We start from the raw sequence: 19,102 nt of genomic DNA, 5'->3' as shown, positions 1-19,102 counted from the left end.
GCGCCGGGCTGTGTTTCTCGGCTCCGCGCGATGGCGCTCGCACTGGTCTTAGCAGCGCCGGCAATGGGTTGTGGAGCTCCGCTCTCGGAACCTTCCGCCACGGGACTGAGCGCGTGGGAGGCTGAGCGTCCCGACGCTCGACTCGCGGCCGCGGGCGCCGGGGTCTACCAGGAGATCTGCTCCAACTGTCACGGCGCGGCGGGACTCGGCAGCGAATGGGCACCGGCGCTGACGACCCTCGCGCTCGATGTCCGCGAGGTCTCCGCCCAGGTGCTGGCCGGGAATCCGCCATCGATGCCCTCGTTCGCGGGAACTCTGACGGAGGCCCAGATCGAAGCGGTCGCGGCCTACACGGTGCAGCTGCGTTATTCCGACTGACCCGCAGGGACGAGCTTGTAGGCGCGCCGGCCCCAGGCCGCTACCACGTATATCTCGCCCGCGGCGTCGACGCCGAACCCGTAGACGCCCTGAAGGATCTCTGGCTCGGATAGCTGCGCGGTCCAGTCGGTGTGTTCGATGACTCGGCCGTCGGGGCCGAAGGTGACCGACCTCAGCCATCCTGCGATGAAGTCGGCGTACAGGTAGCGGCCTGTCAGCTCGGGGATCGCCGAGCCCCGGTACACATGGCCGCCGATCACGGCGACCCCTTCGTCGTGGCTGTAGTACACGGCTGGCGGGACAGTGGCTACATCGCAGAAGTCGGCGCGGATGCAGACTTCTCCCTCGAACGCGCTCCATCCGAAGTTGATGCCCCCATCGGTGCCGATGCGGGCGGCGTTGATCTCCTCGCGATCATTCCATCCGACGTCCGCGATGATCAGAAGATCGCCGTCGATCGTGAAGCGCCACGGGTTGCGCAGCCCGCTGACGAACAGGGCGGGATGGCCCGATACTCCATCGGCGTACGGATTGTCAGCCGGGATCGCGTACGGCCCGGCGGGCGACGGCGCTGGATCGATTCGCACGATCCCCCCAAAGGGCGTGTGCGGGTTGAGGCCGTGGCACTCGAGGTCGCCGGATGCTCCGCCGTCGCCGACGGCAATGTACAGGTGCCCGTCCGACCCGAATCTCAGCTGGCCTGCCTTGTGTACCGGCAAGGACGGGTCCTGTTCGAACACGATGACGGTTCGTGCCGAGCCCATGTCGATCTCGCCGTCGGATCGGGCCCGCCACTCGGTGACAACGCTGTCCCCGTCGCCGAACCGGGTGTGGAAGGTGTAGAGCAGCCCGTTGGCCTGGTGATCGGGGTGGAACGCGAGCGAGAGCAGGCCCTGCTCGGAGGAGAGCGACTCGACGCCCGCGCCGGGGGGCGGCGCCGAGTCTCCGTCGGTTGCGTCGGCTTGAGACAGTACCTCGGCCTCGATGTCCAAGAAAGCGGGTTCGACCAGCCCGCCGTCGCGGGCTTCGCTGATGATCCCGTCGCGGCCGACCACGAACAGACGGCCCGTGCCGGGTTGTGACACCAACTCGACGGCGCGTGTGGCGCCGTTGATGGCGAGTTCGAGCTCGAACACGGCCGGGCCGTTCCAGGGCTCTGCGGGAGGTGTGGTGCCGCTCGACGTGGCGGAGGGCCACCGGGCCCTCTGGCCGGCGCAGTTCGGCGCGCTGCCGGAGGTCGCGGGATTCTTCCACACAGGCCGGTCAGCAGACGGCTGCCTCGTCGTCGAAGGCGCCTGCGCACTCGACGCGGCGCCGTTGGCGTCGTCGGGGCCGTCGCCCGGCGCCGTCTCAGCCGACACCCCATCTGCATGTGTCATGTCGGACGAGGCGACAGAGGCCGTGTCAGGGGAAGCTTCGACGGCCTGCCCTCCGTCGCCCGGCAACACCGCGTCGTCGGACGCGCACGCTCCAAGGCATAGCAGCGCAACCCAGACAGCGCATCGCACGAAGAGCGACATCAGATGCCGGTGGCGTCCGGAGCACGCCACCGGCGTTCGCTGGCCGAGCTGCGGGCTGGCGAGCGGCATAAGAGCATTAGGATAGGTGGTCATTGGGGTTGCCATCGGTTGCGGTGGTCGATGAGTTTGATGGTGATGATCAAGGTGACGGCGAGGGCGAGCTGGGCGAGGCGGTGCTCGGGCCGGCGGTCGGTGTTGCGTCGCAGTTGCCCGTAGTTCGACAGCCGCGAGTTGGTGCGCTCAACGGTCCAGCGCAGCCCCAGCGGCGCGCTGGCGGTTTTGGCGGAGCTGCTGTTGGGCTTGCGTCTGGAGGGCCGCACGATGTCGGTGATGCCCGCTTTGTGGGTGGCTCGGTCGACGCGGGCGCCGATGTAGCCGCGGTCGAGATGGACGGTGTCGATGTCGTGGTGCAGCTCGCGCCGTTCGATCTCGGCAATGGTCGGCTCGAACAGCATGATGTCGTTGCGGTTCGCACCCCCAGCGGCCCATCCCACCGGAGTGCCGGCCGCGTCGGTGGCCGCGGACCACTTCCAGCCCAGTTTTCGCCTGTCGGCAGGGCTCTTGCCGGTTCCTTCGCCGCCGCAAGGCGCCTTGTGGACCGAACCGTCTATGCACACATCAGCCAGCCGCAGGCCCATGATGCGGTCCCATGCGTTGAGCGGTACCGGCAGTTACAGATCGACGACGGAGCTTGACGCCGACGATCGTTCCCTACGGGGTGTCGATGAGCTCGATGTCGGGATCGTAGGCAGCCGCTGCGAACCAGAACGTGTCGACGTGCTCGATGGGCTGGAGCTGGGTTCCCACGAGCGGGCCGTCGAGCGCCCGGCCGAGCACTGTCCACGTCGAGCCGGTCTGATCGTCGGTGAACGCTCCCGGCCCTGCCGAACTTGCAGCGTCGGCCACACGCACAAATGTCAGGAGCTGCCCGTCCACGGTGGGGTCGAACACCCCGGTCGCGCCCACGTCGCGGCCGAAGGCCACCTGCTGGTTCTGGATCGGCGTCGCAGTGCCAGGCAAGTGGAAGGCAACCACCGGTACGCCTCCCAGATCGACCGGCATCACCCCGCCGACCTGCAGCGTGTCGAGTTCCACCGCTACAGCAGCGCCGCCGTGCCGAATGACCAGCACACGGGTCTGCGGAGGCAGGCGCGGATCGGGAACGTCGCCGAAGAAGGTCGGTCTGCCATCCGACTCGTCGTAGCCGACATAGGGATTGCTGCCGTACGACCGCCCGAAACCGCCGGGGCGAGTCATCACCAAGCCATTGGGGTGTTCGACCACAAACGTCTCGAAGGCCACGGTGGCGATGGGGATCAGCTCCAACTGGGATCCCGTGAGGGCGCCGGCGATGGCTTGCCCGGTGTAGTGCGCCCACAGGCTCTCGGTCTGGCGGTCGTACATGACCAGCGCTGACTTGTAGAGCCGGCCCGAGGTGCCGAAGTCGAAGATCCGATCGCCGAGCTGCCGGTGGTACCCGATGGCCGTGTTGCACAGCGGGCAGTAGGTGATGGTGACCGGTTCGCCGCCGACGGTGTCGTTGACGATCTCGTGCCAGATCATCACCTGCACCGGGTAGGCGCGGGCGTCGCCATTGAGCGTGAGCGTGACGACCGCCTCTTGGGACTGCAGGAACTCGACATCAGAGGCTCGCTCGAAGTTCGGAGCGTCGATGGAGGGGATGCCGTCGGGCGGCGGACCGCCGGAAAGGACGTCGATGGGGGACACCAGCGGCTCGGGCAGCAGCGGTGCGGTCATGCCGTCGCGCAACGCCGAGACGGTGGACTCGCGCGGACCGCCGGGGATCTGGGTGACCTTGAGGTCGATGATCGGCACCGCTGTCGTGGTCGCCGGGGCTGCGGCGGCAGCGGTGGTGGCCGGAGCGGAGCTGGCCGTCGGGTCAGGCGCGGATTGGTCGTTTTCGGACGCGGTGTCCGCGCATCCCAGTGCGCCGGCCAACAGAGCCGCTGCAAGCAAAGTCAGAACCCAACCGGTAGCGAGCCGTCGTGCCGGCGGGGACCCCAGCCGGGAGGCGTGCCGCTGTCGTGGAGCCATCAGGCGACGCTACTCCCGCACCCTGCTCAGAGGGTTCACGCGCCGGTGCACTCGCGAGCTGGCAGGTGCCAGAGCGCCCACGACGCTGCGGGTTCGTCGATGAGGTGCCGGGCGTTAGTGCACCGCTCGCCCAGGTCATCGTCAGCAATGACCAGCTCCGAGCACGGCCGGTCGCCAGCGGAAAGGCGTACCCGTTCGTGGGCGATCTCGGGCAGCTCGAGGCGGTAGAGCCACAGTGCGTAGTCCGGTACCGATGTCCGGTCGTGCGCGAGGCAGGCCAAACCGTCGTTGTCGACGGCATCGGCAACCGTGTGCGCTGCGGTGACCTGATCGCGGGCAACGGCGCCGACATCGGCGAGATGGCGGTGGTTCAGCACGGTCGCGGTAGCTCCGAGCGCGAGCATTGCTGCGACGAGTACGCCGAGAGCCGCAGCCGGCCATTCCCGTCGCCATTCGCCCCTGCGCCGCCTCGTTGTCCGGCTCCGCGTCGGGCGGCGGGATTGTTGCTTGAGGATCAGTCTCGCCGTGTCGGCGTTGCGCGACCGCCGCGAGCAGCACACCAAGCAGGACTGCGGTGAACCCAGCCACGGCGACAGCGGGCAGGCGCCCATCGAGCCAAGTCCATGCCGGGCTGAACGACAAGGTCATGATGCGGCGCGATGGTGCGTCGTAGGCATCGGCTGCCCCGATGACCACAGCGCAGGCAGCCAGCGCCACGGCTGCGCTGATAGCCAGCACATGCGAGTCGCGACGACGCCGTGCACGTCGTGTCGCGAGCCAAGCGATGGCAACGGCAGTGAGCGGCACGGCCCACGGATCGACATAGCGGCCATACAGCAATGCGTCGGCACGATCGCTGCCGGTCAGCGTCCAACCGCCAAGCACGACTGCGCCTAAGGCACCCAGCGAGACAAACAGCGCTGACGCGGCCAGCGGACCGAGGCCGTTCGAGCTGCCGGTCTTGTTGCCGGGCCACCTTCGAACGAGCCGGACAGCGATGCCCAGACCGGCGATCAGGCCCAGCAGCCCGAGTCCGACGGTGCCGCCGCCCAGCGCCAATAGTTGCCCCGACACGGTGACGATCGGTTCCACTCCGCGATCGAGCTGCGCGGCTTCGTTCAGTCGGGCCGTCGGCCAGGTGTGGGTGAGCGTGAGGGCCACCGCAGCCGCAGTTCCGCCGACGAGCAGTCCGCCGACGAGCCCCGACCAGTCTCGGCGGCTGATCCGGCACGCCAGCGCCGTCATGACGACGGCGACAACCAGCACGACCATGCGGGCGTGCAGCGCAACAGCCAAGGTCGTCAGCAGCCCTGCGCGACCCCACCAGCGCCAACTCGTGGCTGTACCGGCGTGCAGCGCCGCGCCGGCCACCGCGAGCGCCGCGAGAAGCACGGCCAGCCCGAGCAGCGTCTCGGACCACGCGATGCGCGAAGCGCTCGACAACGACGGATGCACGGCTGCGATGAGCCCGGCGGCCCCCGCCACCCACCATCGCTGCGCCCAGACGAACCCCAGCCGGCCCGCAACCACGACGGCGGCGACCGCTGCCAGCGAGTTCACCACCAACCCCAGGAGGTGCACCACCTCGCCCTGGGTTCCGAGAAGCGAAACCTGCGACACCGCTACGAGCGGCGCCACCAGCAGCCCGTACCCGGGTTGGAACGGCACGTCGGTGGGTGCTAGCCCGTCACCACCGACCCATTGGGCGATGCTGAGATACGCCGGAACGTCAGGCACGGCGACTGGCCCGCCCGCGGACATCGCAGTGACGAGATGGCCGGCAAGCACGGCAATCAGGGCCGCCATCGCCACTGTGAACCAGACGAAGACGCGCTGCATGACGCTGGGAAGGCTGTCACACCCCGGCACGCCAGAGGGCGCCTCGCGTAATATCGAACGGGCACTGAATCGAATGAAGTCGGGGGACTCATGGCGCAGAGCCAGACGGCAACGGACACGTTCACGCGACCCGCGATCAGCATCGATCCCGAGACCGGCTTGAAGATCTTCAACACACGTGCGGCAAAGGCCTCAGAGAAGATCCAGGGCAAGGGCTACTCGGTCAATGCGGACGAGCACCTGAAGGAACTGCCGCCTCCCCCGCCGGGCGCCGTCTTCAATGCCGAAGAGCAGGCCAAGTACCGGGAGTTCAAGGAAATCCGCCGGGGCGCCGCCGACTACATGGCGATGGAAGGCGAGTTCAAGCGCTACCTCGAAGACGTGTACTCCGAGCCGCCGATCGAGCGCGAGGCGCTCACCGACGAGTGCGAGGTGTTGGTGATCGGGGCCGGGTTTGCCGGGCTGCTGCTGTGGCACAAGCTGCGCGATGCCGGCATCACCGATGTCCGCTTCTGCGAGAAGGGCGGCGACGTCGGCGGCACTTGGTACTGGAACAGGTATCCGGGCATTGCCTGCGACGTGGAGTCGTACAGCTATCTGCCGCTGCTCGAGGAGATGGGGTACATCCCGTCGATGAAGTTCGCTTCTGGCTTCGAGATTCTCGAGTACTGCCAGGCGATGGCCACCAAGTTCGGATTCTACGACCACTGCCTGTTCCACACCACTGTCGACGCCACCGAGTGGGATGAGGACACCGGCCGCTGGACGGTGATCACCGACCGCGGCGACGCCATGAAGGCGCGCTACGTGATCTTGGCCAACGGCATCCTGACCAGCCCCAAGCTGGCGCGCATCGACGGCATGGCGACGTACCGAGGCGAGTCGTTCCACACATCTCGCTGGGATTACAACGTCGACCTCGAAGGCAAGCGCGTCGGCATCATCGGCACGGGAGCCACGGCTGTGCAGGTGATTCCCGAGATCGCCCAGGTGGTCGGCGAGCTGCATGTGTTCCAGCGGACGCCGTCGTCGATCGACGTGCGTGACCAGCGAACGACCGACCCTGACGAGATCGCCGAGTGGAGCAAGGAGCCGGGGTGGGCGCGGGCCCGCCGCAAGCGCTTCGCGCGCATCTCGTCGGGCCGTACCGCCATCAAGGCCAACGACGACTACCTCGCCGGCCGCGTCGCGGACTTCAAGGAACGCAAGCAGCACGAGCGCAAGCTGTCGCCTGAAGAGCTGGTCCAGAAGCAGCTCAACACGAACTTCCGGATCATGGAGCAGATCCGAGCCCGTGTTGACGCCATCATCGAAGACCCCAAGACGGCCGACGCGCTCAAGCCGTACTACCCCTACGGCTGCAAGCGCCCCACCTTCCACGACGAGTACCTGCCCACGTTCAACCTGCCGCACGTGCACTTGGTGGACACCGCGCCGATGGGCGTGCAGCAGATCAACGAGCGGGGCGTGGTGCACGACGGCGTTGAGTACCCGCTGGACGTGCTGATCTATGCCACCGGCTTTCAGTGGATGGCGACTGCGACGTTCAACATGATCAGGGGCCGCGAAGGCATCACGCTCAGCGAGAAGTGGCAGACCGAGGGCACCAGGACCTTCCTGGGCCTGCACAGCCACGGGTTCCCGAACCTGTTCATCGTGTCGGGGCCCCAAGGCGGCGGTGGCAGCTTCAACTTCACCGACGCCATCGACCAGCACGGCGACTACATCATCTGGATGCTGACCGAGATGCGCGACAAGGCGCTCAACGTGGTCGACATCACCCCCGATTCAGAGTTGAAGTACGCCGAGCACTGCCGATTGGCCGACATCACCACCGCCCCGCTGCGTGACTGCCTGTCCTATTACAACGGCCACGGCGAAGCGCAGCCGGGAAGCTTGGCGTACTACGGCGGCGGCTACTGGCACAAGTTCCGCCTTGCTGCGCAGCAATCGCTCGACCCCTACGTTTTCGAATTCAAAACCGACCGGGTGGCCCAGCCGGCCGGCTAGCTCAGTCTTTGGCGGCGCCGCCCAGGCAGGTGTCCATGAGGTCGTCGTCGGGCACGACCGCGCTGACGAGCCCGATGCAGTCAGCTTCGGCGGCGCTGAGGGCATCGTGGAGGTCGCTCACCAAGCCGTGCGTCAGCGCATTCAGCCGTTCTGGCCGGTTGAAGGTGACGCGTGCCACACCCTCCACCGGCGCATCGATGGTCAGGTTCTCGTACGACATGAAGCGTTTCCCTCCGGTCGGGTGGCGGCCGTTGTTCTGCGAGCTGCGCGGTGCCCGCACAGTAGCCAGAGCGGTTCGCGGCGCGTCAGGCCGGCTTGCTCTCAGGCCGTCCAACTAGCGTCGCCGCATGGCTCAGTCGCTCAGGTTCGGGATCGTGCACGACTTCCGCTGCCCGCCGGGCAGCGACGTCACGATGCCGCAGGTGTACGCCGAGACGTTCGATCAGGTTGTCCATGCCGAGCAGCTCGGCATGGAGCTGTGCTGGTTCACCGAGCACCACTTCATCGAAGACGGCTACCTGCCCAACTTCGTGCCGGTGGCGGGCGCGGCGGCGGCGCTGACCACCACGATGCGGTTCTCCACCGACATCTGCCTCATGCCGTTCCGGGATCCAGTGCGGCTGGCCGAAGACCTTGCCATGCTCGACAACATCTCCGGCGGCCGTATGGAGCTGGGCATCGGCATGGGCTACGCAGCGCACGAGTTCGCCGGGTTCGGCCTGCCGCTGAGCCGGCGGGTGTCGCTGACCGAGGAGGCGATCGAGATCCTGCGGCTGGCATGGTCGGGCGAGCCGTTCACGTTCAAGGGCAAGCGCTACACCTACCGCGACCTGCGGGTCACGCCCGACCCGGTGCAAGAGGGCGGTCCGCCGCTGTGGGTGGCAGCCACCAGCGAGGCCGGGGCGCTGCGGGCGGCCCGATTCGACACGAATCTGCTGCCGCAGGGACCGAAGTCCAAAGTGCTCGAACCATGGAAGGCAGCACTGGCCGCCGACGGGCGCGACTTCGGCGACAAGCGTGTCGGGATCATCCGTGGTGTGTACGTGACCGACGGCTCTGATCCCGACGACGACCCGACCTGGGAGGCGATTGCAGCCGCCGAGAGGTACCGGCGCGACGTGTACATCGGCATCATCAAGGCCAGCTCCGACCACAAGCAGGCCGCTGCCGAACGCTCGGCCCGGACCGGTCCTCGCCAGCCAGATCCGCTCAACCCGCTGGTGTGGACGGCCGGCGACGCCGACCACTGCGTGGCCGAGCTGACCACGATGATCCGCGACCACGATGTCACCGACCTGGTCACCTGGGGCGGCCCGCCAGGCCTGCCGCCATCGGTCATGCACGCCTCGCTGGAGCGCATGGCCAACGAGGTGATCCCCCGCGTCCGAGCCAACCTCGCGGTGTAGCGCGCCGGTACGACAGGAAGTGCGAGTCACCGGGGAGCGTGGCGGGCGGTGCCGTAATGTCCGGCCATGGATATTGCTGACCGTCTCGAATTGCACGAGCTGCCGGGCCGCTACGGCGACATCATCGACGACCGCGATTGGGACCGGCTGGGGACGATCTTCACCGACGATGCGGTGTTCGACCTGACCGATCTGGGTGCACCGCGGCTGGAGGGCTTGGCTGCGATCCGGGATTTCATGGCCGATGAGGCCGAGCATCCCCGCACCCACACGATGACCAACATCTATGTGAACGAGACGGCGGACGGCGTGGAGCTGAAGTTCCGCATCCTGGCGCTGATCGGTGGTGGGAAGGTGGGCACCGCCTCCTATCACGACTTGGTGGTGCGCACGCCCGACGGCTGGCGCGTCAAGGACCGGATGCTGAAGCGCCGCCGCACCCAGGTGTATCCCGACTGATGTCGTACAACCGGTGGATTCAGGCTTAGTGATGCGCCTCTTGAGGCTGTTCGCCCCCGCGGAGGCGGCGTTCGAGTCGGCTGAGACCGAACGACAGCACCAAGACGAGGCTGACGTAAATGAACACCAGCACGACGTAGCTCTCGCGAAAGCGAAAACTCCCGGCTGCGTACTGCCGAGCCCTCAGCGTCACCTCGCCGACTGCCAGCACCGACAGCAGCGACGAGTCCTTCAGAATCGCGATGAAATCATTCCCGAGCGGCGGGATCACGGCCCGCATCGCCTGCGGGAAGATCACCCGGCGCAGGGTCGCCCGACGACTCAGCCCGAGGGAAAGACCGGCTTCCATCTGCCCACGCGGCACCGACTGCACTCCGCCGCGGAAAACTTCCGCGATGTAAGCGCCATAGATGATGGCCAGCGCGATCACGCCCCGCCATTCGGTGCTGATGCTGCGATTGTCGAAGCCGAGCCAGGCGGCGACGTCGGGAACGACAACCAGCGCCAAGAAGAAGATCAGCGGCAGTATCGGAACGCCCCGGATGAACTCGATGTACGTGCGGGCAACGTTGCGGAATACGACGTTGCGTGAGATCCGGCCCAATGCCAGCAGCAGCCCGAGAGCCAACGAGATCACGAATGCGAGCGCGGTCGTGCGGATCGTGAACCCGATGCCGACGGCAATGCGGTCCCACGCGTCGCGGTAGCGCTCGGTGAACAGCGACAGCCAGCCCAGCCAGCCGACGATGAGGACGAGCAGCACCGCCCAGTAGGGAAATGATTCGGCGCTGAATCTGCTGCGCCCACCCCCGGGTTGGCTTCGCGTGTGCCCTCGACGCGTTCGGCGCAGCGATCGCACTGTCAGGAGCGCCGCACTGCACGGGATTGGCGCCGTGTCCGCAGCGAGTTCACCGGCACCGCTGGGGACCGACGTCGATGGCTGTGGCTATTCCTCGTCGTATTCAGGGAATTCGAGATCGTCGTACGTGATGGTGAATGCCGTGCCGAAGTACCGGGAACTGATCGTTTCGAGCGTTCCATCCGCCTTCATGTCGGCGAGTGCCTCGTTGATCGGTTCCACCCACTCGCTGCCCTTGGGGAAGATGAACCCAAGCTGGTCCGATGACAGCGACCCGCCGATCAGCTCGACCTGATCGGCGTTCGCGCCGATGTATCCCTGCCCTGCGGTCTCGTCGATGATGACGGCATCGACATCGCCGGCAATCAGCGATTGCACTACGAAGCCGAACTCCTCGAAGGGCTGCACCCGGTCTTCGCCGACCAGCTCGACGCCGGTGTCGTAGTTGGTGGTGCCGATCTGAGTTCCCAGTGCGAAATCCCCGGCGGCGAAGCTGGCGCCGTCGTTGAAGCGATCTTCGCCCTTGCGCACCATCAGCCGCTGATCGACGTTGATGTAGCCGTCGGAGAAGTCGACGATCTCTGCGCGTTCTTCGGTGATGGTGATCCCGTCGGCTGCCATGTCGAACTGCCCATCGGCAACGGCCTGAATCATCGGCTCCCACGGGAAGTTCTCGAACACCGGCGTGCAGCCGACGCGCTCGCAGATCTCGTCGAGCACGTCGTAATCCCAGCCGGTCGGCTCGCCCGTCTCGGGGTCGAGGTAGTTGAACGGCAGGTAAGCGTTCTCGACGGCGATGGTCAGCTCATCACCGCCTGAGTCGTCCCCGCACCCGGCGAGGCCCAATCCAAGCAGCATCGCAACCACGAGGCCGAGCGGCCAGCGACAGAGTCCGACGCTGCCTCGTTTCGGATTTCGGCGGTCGTAGACACGCCCCTCGCCGGTTCCATGCGAACGAGACTGATGGTTCATGGTGCACTCTTCCTGTTGCGAGCCGTTCATCGACGCAGGTGTCAAGTCTCACACATTGCGTGTTGCTGGGGCTCACACCGGTTCAATCAGGAGTTGGGGCGTGGCTGGCGAGCCAGGCTCGCCAGCAAGGGTCGTCTCGGTCGAACTCGACGGTGTTGTGGCCGATGGTCGGATCCGGACCTCAGGCGCGTCCAGATCGGTAAGCATCCCATCGATGGGAGATGCGGACAACCTCGACCCGCCGATTCGATTCATCGGTGCGGTAGATGACGCGGTACGTCCCCAAGCGAGCGCCTCAAAGCCCGTCGAATTTGTCTCGCAGAGGCACACCGATGCGCCGAGGCGAATCGAGCAACGGCCCCGTGATCAACTCAATGGCAGCGACAGCAACTGCCTCCGGAAGCCGTTCCGCAAGATCTGCAGTTGCTGGCCGCGTGACTACGAGGTCGTATGGCGCCGCATTCACCTTGGCCGAAGCGCCCTGACGGCTTCCACTCCGCGCACGACATCGCCTTCCTCCAAGGCTCGTAGACCTTCTGCGATCTCGGCCATCGCTTCGGGGTCGGACAGGATCGCCAGCGTCTCCTCCATCGACTCAAGATCCTCGGGACTCATGAGGACGGCCGCAGGCGTTCCGTTGCGAGTGATGACGATCCGTTCGTGGTGGCTGTGGACTCGCTCGACGAAGTCAGAGAAGCGGTCCCTCACTGTTCTCAGCGATTCAGTGGTCATGGGCACAATTGTGCCACGCATCATTCGGTTGCCGGGGCGCGGTCGGCGAGCCAGGTGCCAGCGAGGATCGCCTGTTGGGGGATGGAGGCAGTCGAATGGAGGGTCGGCGCTCTCGACGGCGAGGGTCAGCTCGTCGGCATCTTCGGCGGCACGCTCGGTCCCGATGATGTCCAGAGTCGATCAATGGGAAGCACGTACAGACGATCGCCGAGCTTGAGAGCATGAGTGCCGGTGTGCAGCAGTACGCCTGCGGTGAAAGTGCCGGGCTCGGTTTGATCCGAACGGTCGCGCAGCCAAGCGACATCGCGCAGCTGGCTCGGGGCCGGCGAAGCAGACGCCTTTACCTCGACGGCGACGATGCTTCCATCAGTTCGTTCGAGCACGATGTCGACTTCGCGGCCCGTGTTGTCACGGAAGTGGTACATGTCGATGGCTTCATCAGCAGAGGAAATCTGTTGAGCGATCTCGTTGACGACGAATGTCTCGACGAGCGGACCGGTCATCGTGGCGTTCGGCGCGCGCAGTTCATTCGCATCGAGGCGCAGCAACGCTGCCGCCAAGCCGGTGTCAGCTATGTTCAGCTTCGGGCGTTTGATCACCCGGCGAGCACGATTCCGCGTCCAGGCCGGCAGCTCATGGATCAGAAACACCGTGCGCATCCATCCGAGGTAGCCCTCGACGGTGCGACGATCGAGGCCGATGCGCCGAGCCCAGTCCGAGAGGTTCACCTCGGTGGCCGTACTGGCAGCCGCAAGCCGGATCAGCCGGCCGAGCGCTGGACCTGCTCGCAGATCACCCAAGGCGACGATGTCACGATTCAGCACCGTCGTCACGTAGCTGTCGAACCAGCGCCGTCTCGATGTCCCCGTCAGCTCGAACGGTTCGGGATAGCCGCCACGACACACGAGGCGTAGGTAGGCATCCCGTGCCGTAGCAGCGGAGGTGCCCAGATGCACATCGCCACTGAACCAGGCTGAGATGGCGGACTCGACACCGGCAGCGACGGGGCCGACGCCACCGGCTACCACCGGATCGTCGGCAATGGCGACATGGGTAGCGATTTCCCTTTGCGACAGCGGCCATAACTGCAGGATCGCTGCCCGGCCAGCCAGCGACTCGCTGATGGTCGGAACGGTGAGAAAGTTTGTCGAACCTGTCAGCAGGAAGCGTCCCGGCTCGCCCTGGTCGTCGACTGCCATCTTGACGGCACGGATCAAGCGATCACCGCCGAGCTGAATCTCGTCAATCACCAGCGGATGGGGCTGGTTGTGCAAGAACGTCGGTGGATCGTCAAGCGCGGCCGCTCGAACCAGCGGGTCGTCGAGTGTGGTGTACGTGCCTCCCCGTTCTGCAGCGACAGCTTGCGCCAGCGTCGTCTTGCCGCACTGTCGGGCGCCGTGCAGCACCACGACCCGGAACGTGTCGAGCGCGGCGTCGACCTGCGGCTTCAGGTCACGCGGGACCATCTCCATGCACGGAGCGTACCGTCAAATCACCACTTCGACATGCGGTTGATGTACAAACCAACAGTTTATTGATGTCTATTTCAACCACACTGGCATAACGAATCCACCAAGCGCCGCTGCCGCTGCGCAGGCACCGATGGCATGACGTGACCTCTCGACGCCACGCATCATGCCGTCTTCGACTACGGCCAGCTCCGTTTCCGCTGCTTGCGTGAAGGCCTCATCCTTCGCCAAGATCACTTGTGTCCCGATCAGCGATTCCATCTCTCGGCGCTGAGGCTGCTGCCGATTCATCCCGAAGCCGGAGCGCGGTCGGCGAGCCAAGCGCGCCAGCGGGGATTGTCGCGTTCGACGACCGCGGCAGCGTCGGGTCCGTAGAGGTACAGCCACACCGACACCATCGTGAATCCGCCGGCGTCCTCGGACGTCAGGAACGCCGTTCCCGGCGCTGGTTGGTCGGTCAGCACAGTGATCCGGCGAGCGTCGGTTTCGATCACCGTACCCGCCAGCCTCGTCACGTCGTCGACGCCCACGTCGAGTCGGTCGCCGACAGCAGGCATCTCGTCGATGCCCAGCCCGCCCACGAGGACCGCCCAGCCTTCGTCGGGAGTGATCTGCCACATGACCATCGGCAGCGCGGACGTTGCGGTCTGCCCAGCGAAGTGCTTCAGGTGGAGCCCGAGGTTGGACATGAACAGCTTCCAGCCGTCGATCATGGCCTCGTACTGAGGATCGTCGTCGCCGAAGCCGGCGTTGTGGAGGCGCACGGTGCACGTGCCGTCGTCGTGGGGGTCGATGGTCCATTCGAACGACAGCCCCTCGACGCCCTCACCGCCGTCGAACTGCACCCGATGCGGCGGCTCCCAGGCCGCGACCCGACCAGGGATCTGCATCTCGGGTTCCGGTCCGAACGACGCGATCGCCGCTCCCCCGGTTCGCTCCTCGACGGTGTGCGGCACGTACCACGACGAGATCCCCGGCCCCGTCGCCACGGCCCGCCACACCGTCTCGATGTCGCCGATCACCTCGACCGACAGATCAATCACCCGTCCTGAATCCGCCATGCCCCCAATCCTGCCGCACGTCCTTCATTCGCACACCTGCCGGCTGAAGTCGCTCCGCGCAATGACGTGCTTAGCTAAGGCAGATTCGCTGCTGCCCTCGCAGACTCATGGCTTGGGGGGCCAGTCGAATGGCCAACGTAAGTCGTTGCCCTCAGAGTGCTTCCACCAGCCCATGTACTGCAAACGGCCGACAACAATGCCCGGAGCGATGCCGATCGCCGTTGCAAAGCGTTCGACGTCCTCATTGGTGTGCAGCGTTCCCAGAGTGGCCTCGTGCTCACGAGGAATGAGCACCTGCTGTGCGTAGGCATCGGCCTCCTTCTCCACGCCTCCGGCCTTCTGCTCCTCCCCATCGTTGATGAAGGTGCCCTTCTTCGAGTGCAGCAACACATGGCCGATCTCGTGAAAGAGCGTGAACCAAGAGATGTCGTGGCGCTTGTGGCGAGTGCTGATCTGAACAAGCGCCTTGCTTGGCGAAAGCCATCGTGTGGCGCCATTGAGCCGCGTCCTCGCTATCTCCTGTTCGACAACAAACGCGACGCCGGCGCTCGCGCACAGAGCCTGCGCCGTCCGCACCCACGTTCCAGGGTCACTCTCGTTGGTGAGTCCCCGAAGTTCGTCAACGACAGCAAGAAGCGCTGACTTGCTGAACGGGGCGCAATCGATCTTGGTCGCTTCAATCTCGCCGATGCGCAGCCACGCTGCCACTGCGCCGGGATCCTTCACGTATGACTGCGATGCGCGGTAAGCCGCATCTGGCTGTTGCCACATGTTGCGCCAAGCCGCAGGATTGGCCACGCCAAAGAACGTGCAAATTTCGATGACACGCTCCGCCACCGCCGCCCGGCGTTCGATCCTGCGTCGCTTGACAAGTTCACCGACTGGCAGCTGCTCCAGCCACTCGGCGTCATCCGCCAGTCGTTCCTGTTCCGCGCGGCACGTGAGGTGCGAGCGGTAGGACATCTCCAAGCTGTTCCAGAGGTGTGCCGGTATGCCGGTGACCCGCTCCAGCCCCAGCGCTGTCTCGGTGGTGATCGGCGCTGCGCCCTTCACGATCTGATTGACGTGCTTGGCCGACAGCCCCGTACGAGCTGCAAGCTCGGCTTGGGTCATGTCGCGCTCGTCAAGCCATTCCGCCAACGTCTCGCCCGGCGGGAAGACCGTGTCGGGTTCGTAGGCATAGCGCTGCTTGCTACGGGTGCCCATGCTGATTTCTCCTGAATGTGGTCATCAGTGGTAGTCGTCAACGTCTGAGACCGTCACGCTGTCGACGGCTGACCAGTCGAGGCTTCCGTCGGGGCGGCGCGGCGGCGGTTCGGCGGTTGGCCGGAAGATCATTCGATGCGGATGCACCAGGTCGCAGGCGAGCGATCCCTTGAGATCGCCTGTCAGCTCGTGCCAGCGTCCGGGCAAGTTTCGAAGGTCAGCCAAAGAGCGAGCGGCTTCCATCTGCTGCAACCGCAACCCGATCTTCTTCGCCATCACGTCGCCGTGGACCTTGCGCGTATCGGCTGTCGAGTTGAGTCGCCGCTGCAGCCTGCGCGTTGCGAACAGCACTTCCAAGGGGAACTCCTCCGAACGGCGGCGGACCGGCCGGCGAAACGCAGACGGAGTGTAACGCTGCTATGGCTGCCGATGGTATACGCTGTTGCAATAATCTGACATACCTCATAGGTAATTTATTTGGCAATACAACTCGTGAACTCGCCACCACCAGAAAGATAGCACAATGACTGCTTTGACACAGCTTGAAGAACTCCGCAAGAAGATCGCCGCCGACTCTCGATCGCTGCGAGAAGCCTCTGACCGGCTCGGGGCCGTGCTCGGCGCGGCAAGCAAGCACCCCGACGCGCTGCGCACATACCGCTCTGGTTCGCTCGCCTCTCGATTCACGAACCGACCCGTCGCTGACGCAGACGGCGGCCTCGTCATCGACCGGCGCAAGCACCCGGCTCTCGGTCCCGACGGCGATGGTGAATTGCCGCGAGCGCTCGTCGACAGCGTCCACAGTCTGATCCGCCCGCTGCTCGTCCAGCGATACCCGAGTATCCGCATCGAAAAGATGAAGCGGGGCCTACTGGTGCGCTTCAACGAACCGCTCTCCTCCGGCGAGGACCCCACCGTCGACCTGGTGGTCGCGCTCAACCGTGTCGAGGCTCCCGGCCTGTGGATCCCCAACCTCGACCGCAACCCATGGGACCCGAGCCATCCCGAACGCCACGTCGAACTGTTCACGTCGGGCTGGCCACAGCTGCGGCAGACCCGCCAGCACGTGGTGAGAGTGGCCAAGGCACATGCGAAACAGTTCAGCGAGCCTGCTGTCTGCTCGTTCAACATCGCAGCACTCGCTTGGGAGTGCATCGAGTTGGCCGAACCGCTGGATCGGGCGCTGCAACGATTCTTCGACTACGCCGCCGCCTCGCTGGTCCAGCACTTGACTGCGGACCCCGCAGGGGTCAGCGCTCCCATCAAAGTCGCTGACCGCAAGCGAGCGGTGCAGCGCTTCGGGACGGTCGCCGACGCCCTCGATCTTGCCATCGAGGCCGGCGACGATGACGCCAAGGTCTACGAGATATTGGCTGCGACGGGAATCTTCTGGAAGCTCGTCGGGCCACCACCGTCCCCAGCCGCCACCATTCATCAAGCCATCGCAAGCGGTGACCCCATGTCGATCACCAAGACCGGCACATTGGTGGCAGGGATCACTTCCGGCGCAACGTCCATCAAGCCAACTCGTTCCTACGGTGGTCAGCATGTCGCCGCATATCGCCGTCGGAGCTCAGGGCCGTGGTACGGCCGCTTCGCCGATCGTCTTCGATTCGAAGGCGACACGAGGCGCCATGTCGTCGGGCTGCGGATTCCGCGGCGGCCACACCAGGGCGGTGTCCGCTATCGCTGGAATGTGGCACTTCCTGGATGCGAACGACGGCAGGTGAGGATCGAATTCCGCCTCTCGTCCCCAGGGGTGCCACGCGTTTACGTCGATGGGCCGGCGGAATCACCTCATCGCTACGAAGATGGCTCGCTGTGCATGTGGTACCCCCGCGACCCGCTGGAGCGCAGATGGTCCTATGGCGACGGCCTCCACGCCCTCCTAGGGCAAATCGCCGTGCACTTGGTGAAGGAGCACAACTGGCGGCAGACCGGTGAGTGGCCGGGGGCAGAGGTCCCCCACGGCGTCGAGGCCAAGGCTGCGCAGTGAACGACTGCACGCAGTGCGTTGCCAACGCCGGAATCGGGCGCTGGGAGGCCATCCTCATCGCAGCCGCCGTATCGGCAGTGGTCGCCCTTGTCGGAATCTGGCAGAGCGCTCGTTCGACCCGGCAGGACAGGCAGCGCCGCCTCTTCGGCGAGGCGCTAGCTGCCGTCATGGACTACCGCGAGTTCCCCTACATCATCCGCCGCCGCGCAAGTGAGGAGCAGAGCGGCGAGATTTCACGTGAACTCTCAAGCGTTCAGGGGGCGCTGAACCGCTACAGCGCCATTCTCGCTGTCGAATCGCAAGCAGTCGGCGCGGCATATGCCTTCCTCGTCGAGCAGGCCCGTGCAGTGGCCGGTCCCTTGATCGCCCAAGGCTGGAACCAGCCGATCCGCGAACGAGCGTCGGACATGCGCGTCGGCGATGTCGACCTATCCGAGCTTGAACCGGCCACTGTCGCATTCATTTGGGCGACACGGAAGCACCTGGCGATACTCCGCTTCAAACGTCGACATCGATGATGCGCCGCCACCGGGCTGCCACCACGTCGCACTCAACCTTCCAGACGAATACGCACGCGACGTTCCAGCCTGAAGTCGAGCTGCGCGGCGTCCAAGTACTTCGCAGCCGATCGTCCCGATCCTCCTGAACTCGGGACTTCGAATGCCTCCGTTTCTGGGGGATCCCTCCCTATGCCGCCGGGCCTCTCACCGAGTTGCTTCGCGCGCAAGCGCGAAGAGCCTGCAATTCAATCGTTCCCTTCGAAATACTGTGCCCTTATCGCAGGCCTTGAGGACAAGAGATGTTCCAAGTGTGAATTGGCCCATTCGCGGGCAGCCTCGCGGGTGGTCCTGTGCCCGACTTGACGGATAGTGCCTTCACCGTATTCGCGGCGCAGCTCGCTCTCGCGACGGTTCAGGTCGTTCGTGATGCCGCTGTGCTTGATCCGGTGGTCCGGGCCGATGAACTGATACTTGTAGGTGTCTCGATCGCCTGACATGTTCTTCCTCCCCACACTGGTGAAGCGCATCGTGCAAAACGCGCCTCGGCTGACACATTCGATGGTGACGACCTGACTGTTTCGCGTCATTGCTGTCCGAGGTCGGCGATCTCTGGCCTGTCGCGAACCGTTCGCACCACTGA

General features: G+C 65.5%; 20 protein-coding genes. 6 read left to right on the top strand and 14 right to left on the bottom strand.

Features of this window, described 5'->3' with window-relative positions:
* Positions 1-30: 30 nt before the first annotated feature.
* Positions 31-378 carry a c-type cytochrome gene (locus ACPXYO_RS08965; protein ID WP_423919191.1) on the top strand — a complete coding sequence of 116 codons (348 nt, stop codon included), beginning with the start codon at positions 31-33 and terminating at the stop codon, positions 376-378.
* Here the strand turns inward: ACPXYO_RS08965 and ACPXYO_RS08960 are convergent.
* From ACPXYO_RS08960 to ACPXYO_RS08945, 4 genes are all read right to left on the bottom strand, one after another.
* Positions 366-1,757 (bottom strand): PQQ-dependent sugar dehydrogenase, encoded by a 1,392-nt coding sequence (locus tag ACPXYO_RS08960; RefSeq protein ID WP_423919188.1) that lies wholly within the window; start codon positions 1,755-1,757, stop codon positions 366-368. The genes ACPXYO_RS08965 and ACPXYO_RS08960 overlap by 13 nt on opposite strands.
* 230 nt (positions 1,758-1,987) lie before the next feature.
* On the bottom strand, positions 1,988-2,536 hold the full coding sequence (locus ACPXYO_RS08955) for a transposase (protein ID WP_423919185.1): 549 nt from the start codon (positions 2,534-2,536) through the stop codon (positions 1,988-1,990).
* A 73-nt stretch (positions 2,537-2,609) separates the two neighbouring features.
* Positions 2,610-3,953: a DUF3179 domain-containing protein gene (locus ACPXYO_RS08950; protein WP_423919182.1), complete on the bottom strand. Its 1,344-nt coding sequence runs from the start codon at positions 3,951-3,953 to the stop codon at positions 2,610-2,612.
* 141 nt (positions 3,954-4,094) lie between these two features.
* Complete coding sequence (locus ACPXYO_RS08945) at positions 4,095-5,792, bottom strand: hypothetical protein (RefSeq protein ID WP_423919179.1); 1,698 nt, start codon at positions 5,790-5,792, stop codon at positions 4,095-4,097.
* Positions 5,793-5,882: 90 nt separating this feature from the next.
* Here ACPXYO_RS08945 and ACPXYO_RS08940 point away from each other — a divergent pair, with 90 nt between their 5' ends.
* Entirely contained in the window at positions 5,883-7,802 is a 1,920-nt protein-coding gene (locus ACPXYO_RS08940) for a flavin-containing monooxygenase (RefSeq protein ID WP_423919176.1), read from the top strand.
* A gap of 1 nt (position 7,803) precedes the next feature.
* On the opposite strand, the gene ACPXYO_RS08935 is transcribed toward ACPXYO_RS08940, so the two are convergent.
* Positions 7,804-8,022: a hypothetical protein gene (locus tag ACPXYO_RS08935; protein ID WP_423919174.1), complete on the bottom strand. Its 219-nt coding sequence runs from the start codon at positions 8,020-8,022 to the stop codon at positions 7,804-7,806.
* Positions 8,023-8,149: 127 nt separating this feature from the next.
* Between ACPXYO_RS08935 and ACPXYO_RS08930 the strand changes: the two genes are divergently transcribed.
* Positions 8,150-9,208 carry an LLM class flavin-dependent oxidoreductase gene (locus ACPXYO_RS08930; protein ID WP_423919172.1) on the top strand — a complete coding sequence of 353 codons (1,059 nt, stop codon included), beginning with the start codon at positions 8,150-8,152 and terminating at the stop codon, positions 9,206-9,208.
* 66 nt (positions 9,209-9,274) lie between these two features.
* Positions 9,275-9,667: a nuclear transport factor 2 family protein gene (locus tag ACPXYO_RS08925; protein WP_423919169.1), complete on the top strand. Its 393-nt coding sequence runs from the start codon at positions 9,275-9,277 to the stop codon at positions 9,665-9,667.
* A 25-nt stretch (positions 9,668-9,692) separates the two neighbouring features.
* Here ACPXYO_RS08925 and ACPXYO_RS08920 read toward each other — a convergent pair whose 3' ends face one another.
* The 8 genes from ACPXYO_RS08920 to ACPXYO_RS08885 all read right to left on the bottom strand — a co-directional run bounded on the left by ACPXYO_RS08920 (position 9,693) and on the right by ACPXYO_RS08885 (position 16,317).
* On the bottom strand, positions 9,693-10,430 hold the full coding sequence (locus ACPXYO_RS08920; protein ID WP_423919166.1) for an amino acid ABC transporter permease: 738 nt from the start codon (positions 10,428-10,430) through the stop codon (positions 9,693-9,695).
* Positions 10,431-10,613: 183 nt separating this feature from the next.
* Positions 10,614-11,498, bottom strand: coding sequence for a substrate-binding periplasmic protein (locus tag ACPXYO_RS08915; protein ID WP_423919163.1), 885 nt, complete (start codon positions 11,496-11,498; stop codon positions 10,614-10,616).
* Between the two features lie 462 nt (positions 11,499-11,960).
* Entirely contained in the window at positions 11,961-12,230 is a 270-nt protein-coding gene (locus tag ACPXYO_RS08910) for a type II toxin-antitoxin system Phd/YefM family antitoxin (RefSeq protein WP_420621812.1), read from the bottom strand.
* Between the two features lie 125 nt (positions 12,231-12,355).
* Entirely contained in the window at positions 12,356-13,702 is a 1,347-nt protein-coding gene (locus ACPXYO_RS08905) for an ATP-binding protein (protein WP_423919160.1), read from the bottom strand.
* A gap of 69 nt (positions 13,703-13,771) precedes the next feature.
* Positions 13,772-13,960, bottom strand: a complete 189-nt coding sequence (locus tag ACPXYO_RS08900) for a hypothetical protein (RefSeq protein ID WP_423919158.1) — start codon at positions 13,958-13,960, stop codon at positions 13,772-13,774.
* A gap of 26 nt (positions 13,961-13,986) precedes the next feature.
* Positions 13,987-14,760: an SRPBCC family protein gene (locus tag ACPXYO_RS08895; RefSeq protein WP_423919156.1), complete on the bottom strand. Its 774-nt coding sequence runs from the start codon at positions 14,758-14,760 to the stop codon at positions 13,987-13,989.
* Positions 14,761-14,865: 105 nt separating this feature from the next.
* Positions 14,866-15,966, bottom strand: a complete 1,101-nt coding sequence (locus tag ACPXYO_RS08890) for an ImmA/IrrE family metallo-endopeptidase (RefSeq protein WP_423919153.1) — start codon at positions 15,964-15,966, stop codon at positions 14,866-14,868.
* 24 nt (positions 15,967-15,990) lie between these two features.
* Positions 15,991-16,317, bottom strand: coding sequence for a type II toxin-antitoxin system RelE/ParE family toxin (locus ACPXYO_RS08885; RefSeq protein ID WP_423919151.1), 327 nt, complete (start codon positions 16,315-16,317; stop codon positions 15,991-15,993).
* 172 nt (positions 16,318-16,489) lie between these two features.
* Between ACPXYO_RS08885 and ACPXYO_RS08880 the strand changes: the two genes are divergently transcribed.
* Positions 16,490-17,962 (top strand): hypothetical protein, encoded by a 1,473-nt coding sequence (locus ACPXYO_RS08880; protein ID WP_423919148.1) that lies wholly within the window; start codon positions 16,490-16,492, stop codon positions 17,960-17,962.
* Positions 17,959-18,480, top strand: coding sequence for a hypothetical protein (locus tag ACPXYO_RS08875; protein WP_423919145.1), 522 nt, complete (start codon positions 17,959-17,961; stop codon positions 18,478-18,480). Before ACPXYO_RS08880 ends, ACPXYO_RS08875 begins: the two co-directional genes overlap by 4 nt.
* Positions 18,481-18,707: 227 nt before the next feature.
* Here ACPXYO_RS08875 and ACPXYO_RS08870 read toward each other — a convergent pair whose 3' ends face one another.
* Positions 18,708-19,049, bottom strand: coding sequence for a hypothetical protein (locus ACPXYO_RS08870; protein WP_423919142.1), 342 nt, complete (start codon positions 19,047-19,049; stop codon positions 18,708-18,710).
* Positions 19,050-19,102: the final 53 nt, after the last annotated feature.

Origin of the sequence: Candidatus Poriferisodalis sp., from assembly GCF_965237655.1 — a bacterium.
Taxonomy (GTDB): Bacteria; Actinomycetota; Acidimicrobiia; order Acidimicrobiales; family Poriferisodalaceae; genus Poriferisodalis.
This window is presented reverse-complemented; position numbering and strand designations above follow the sequence as displayed.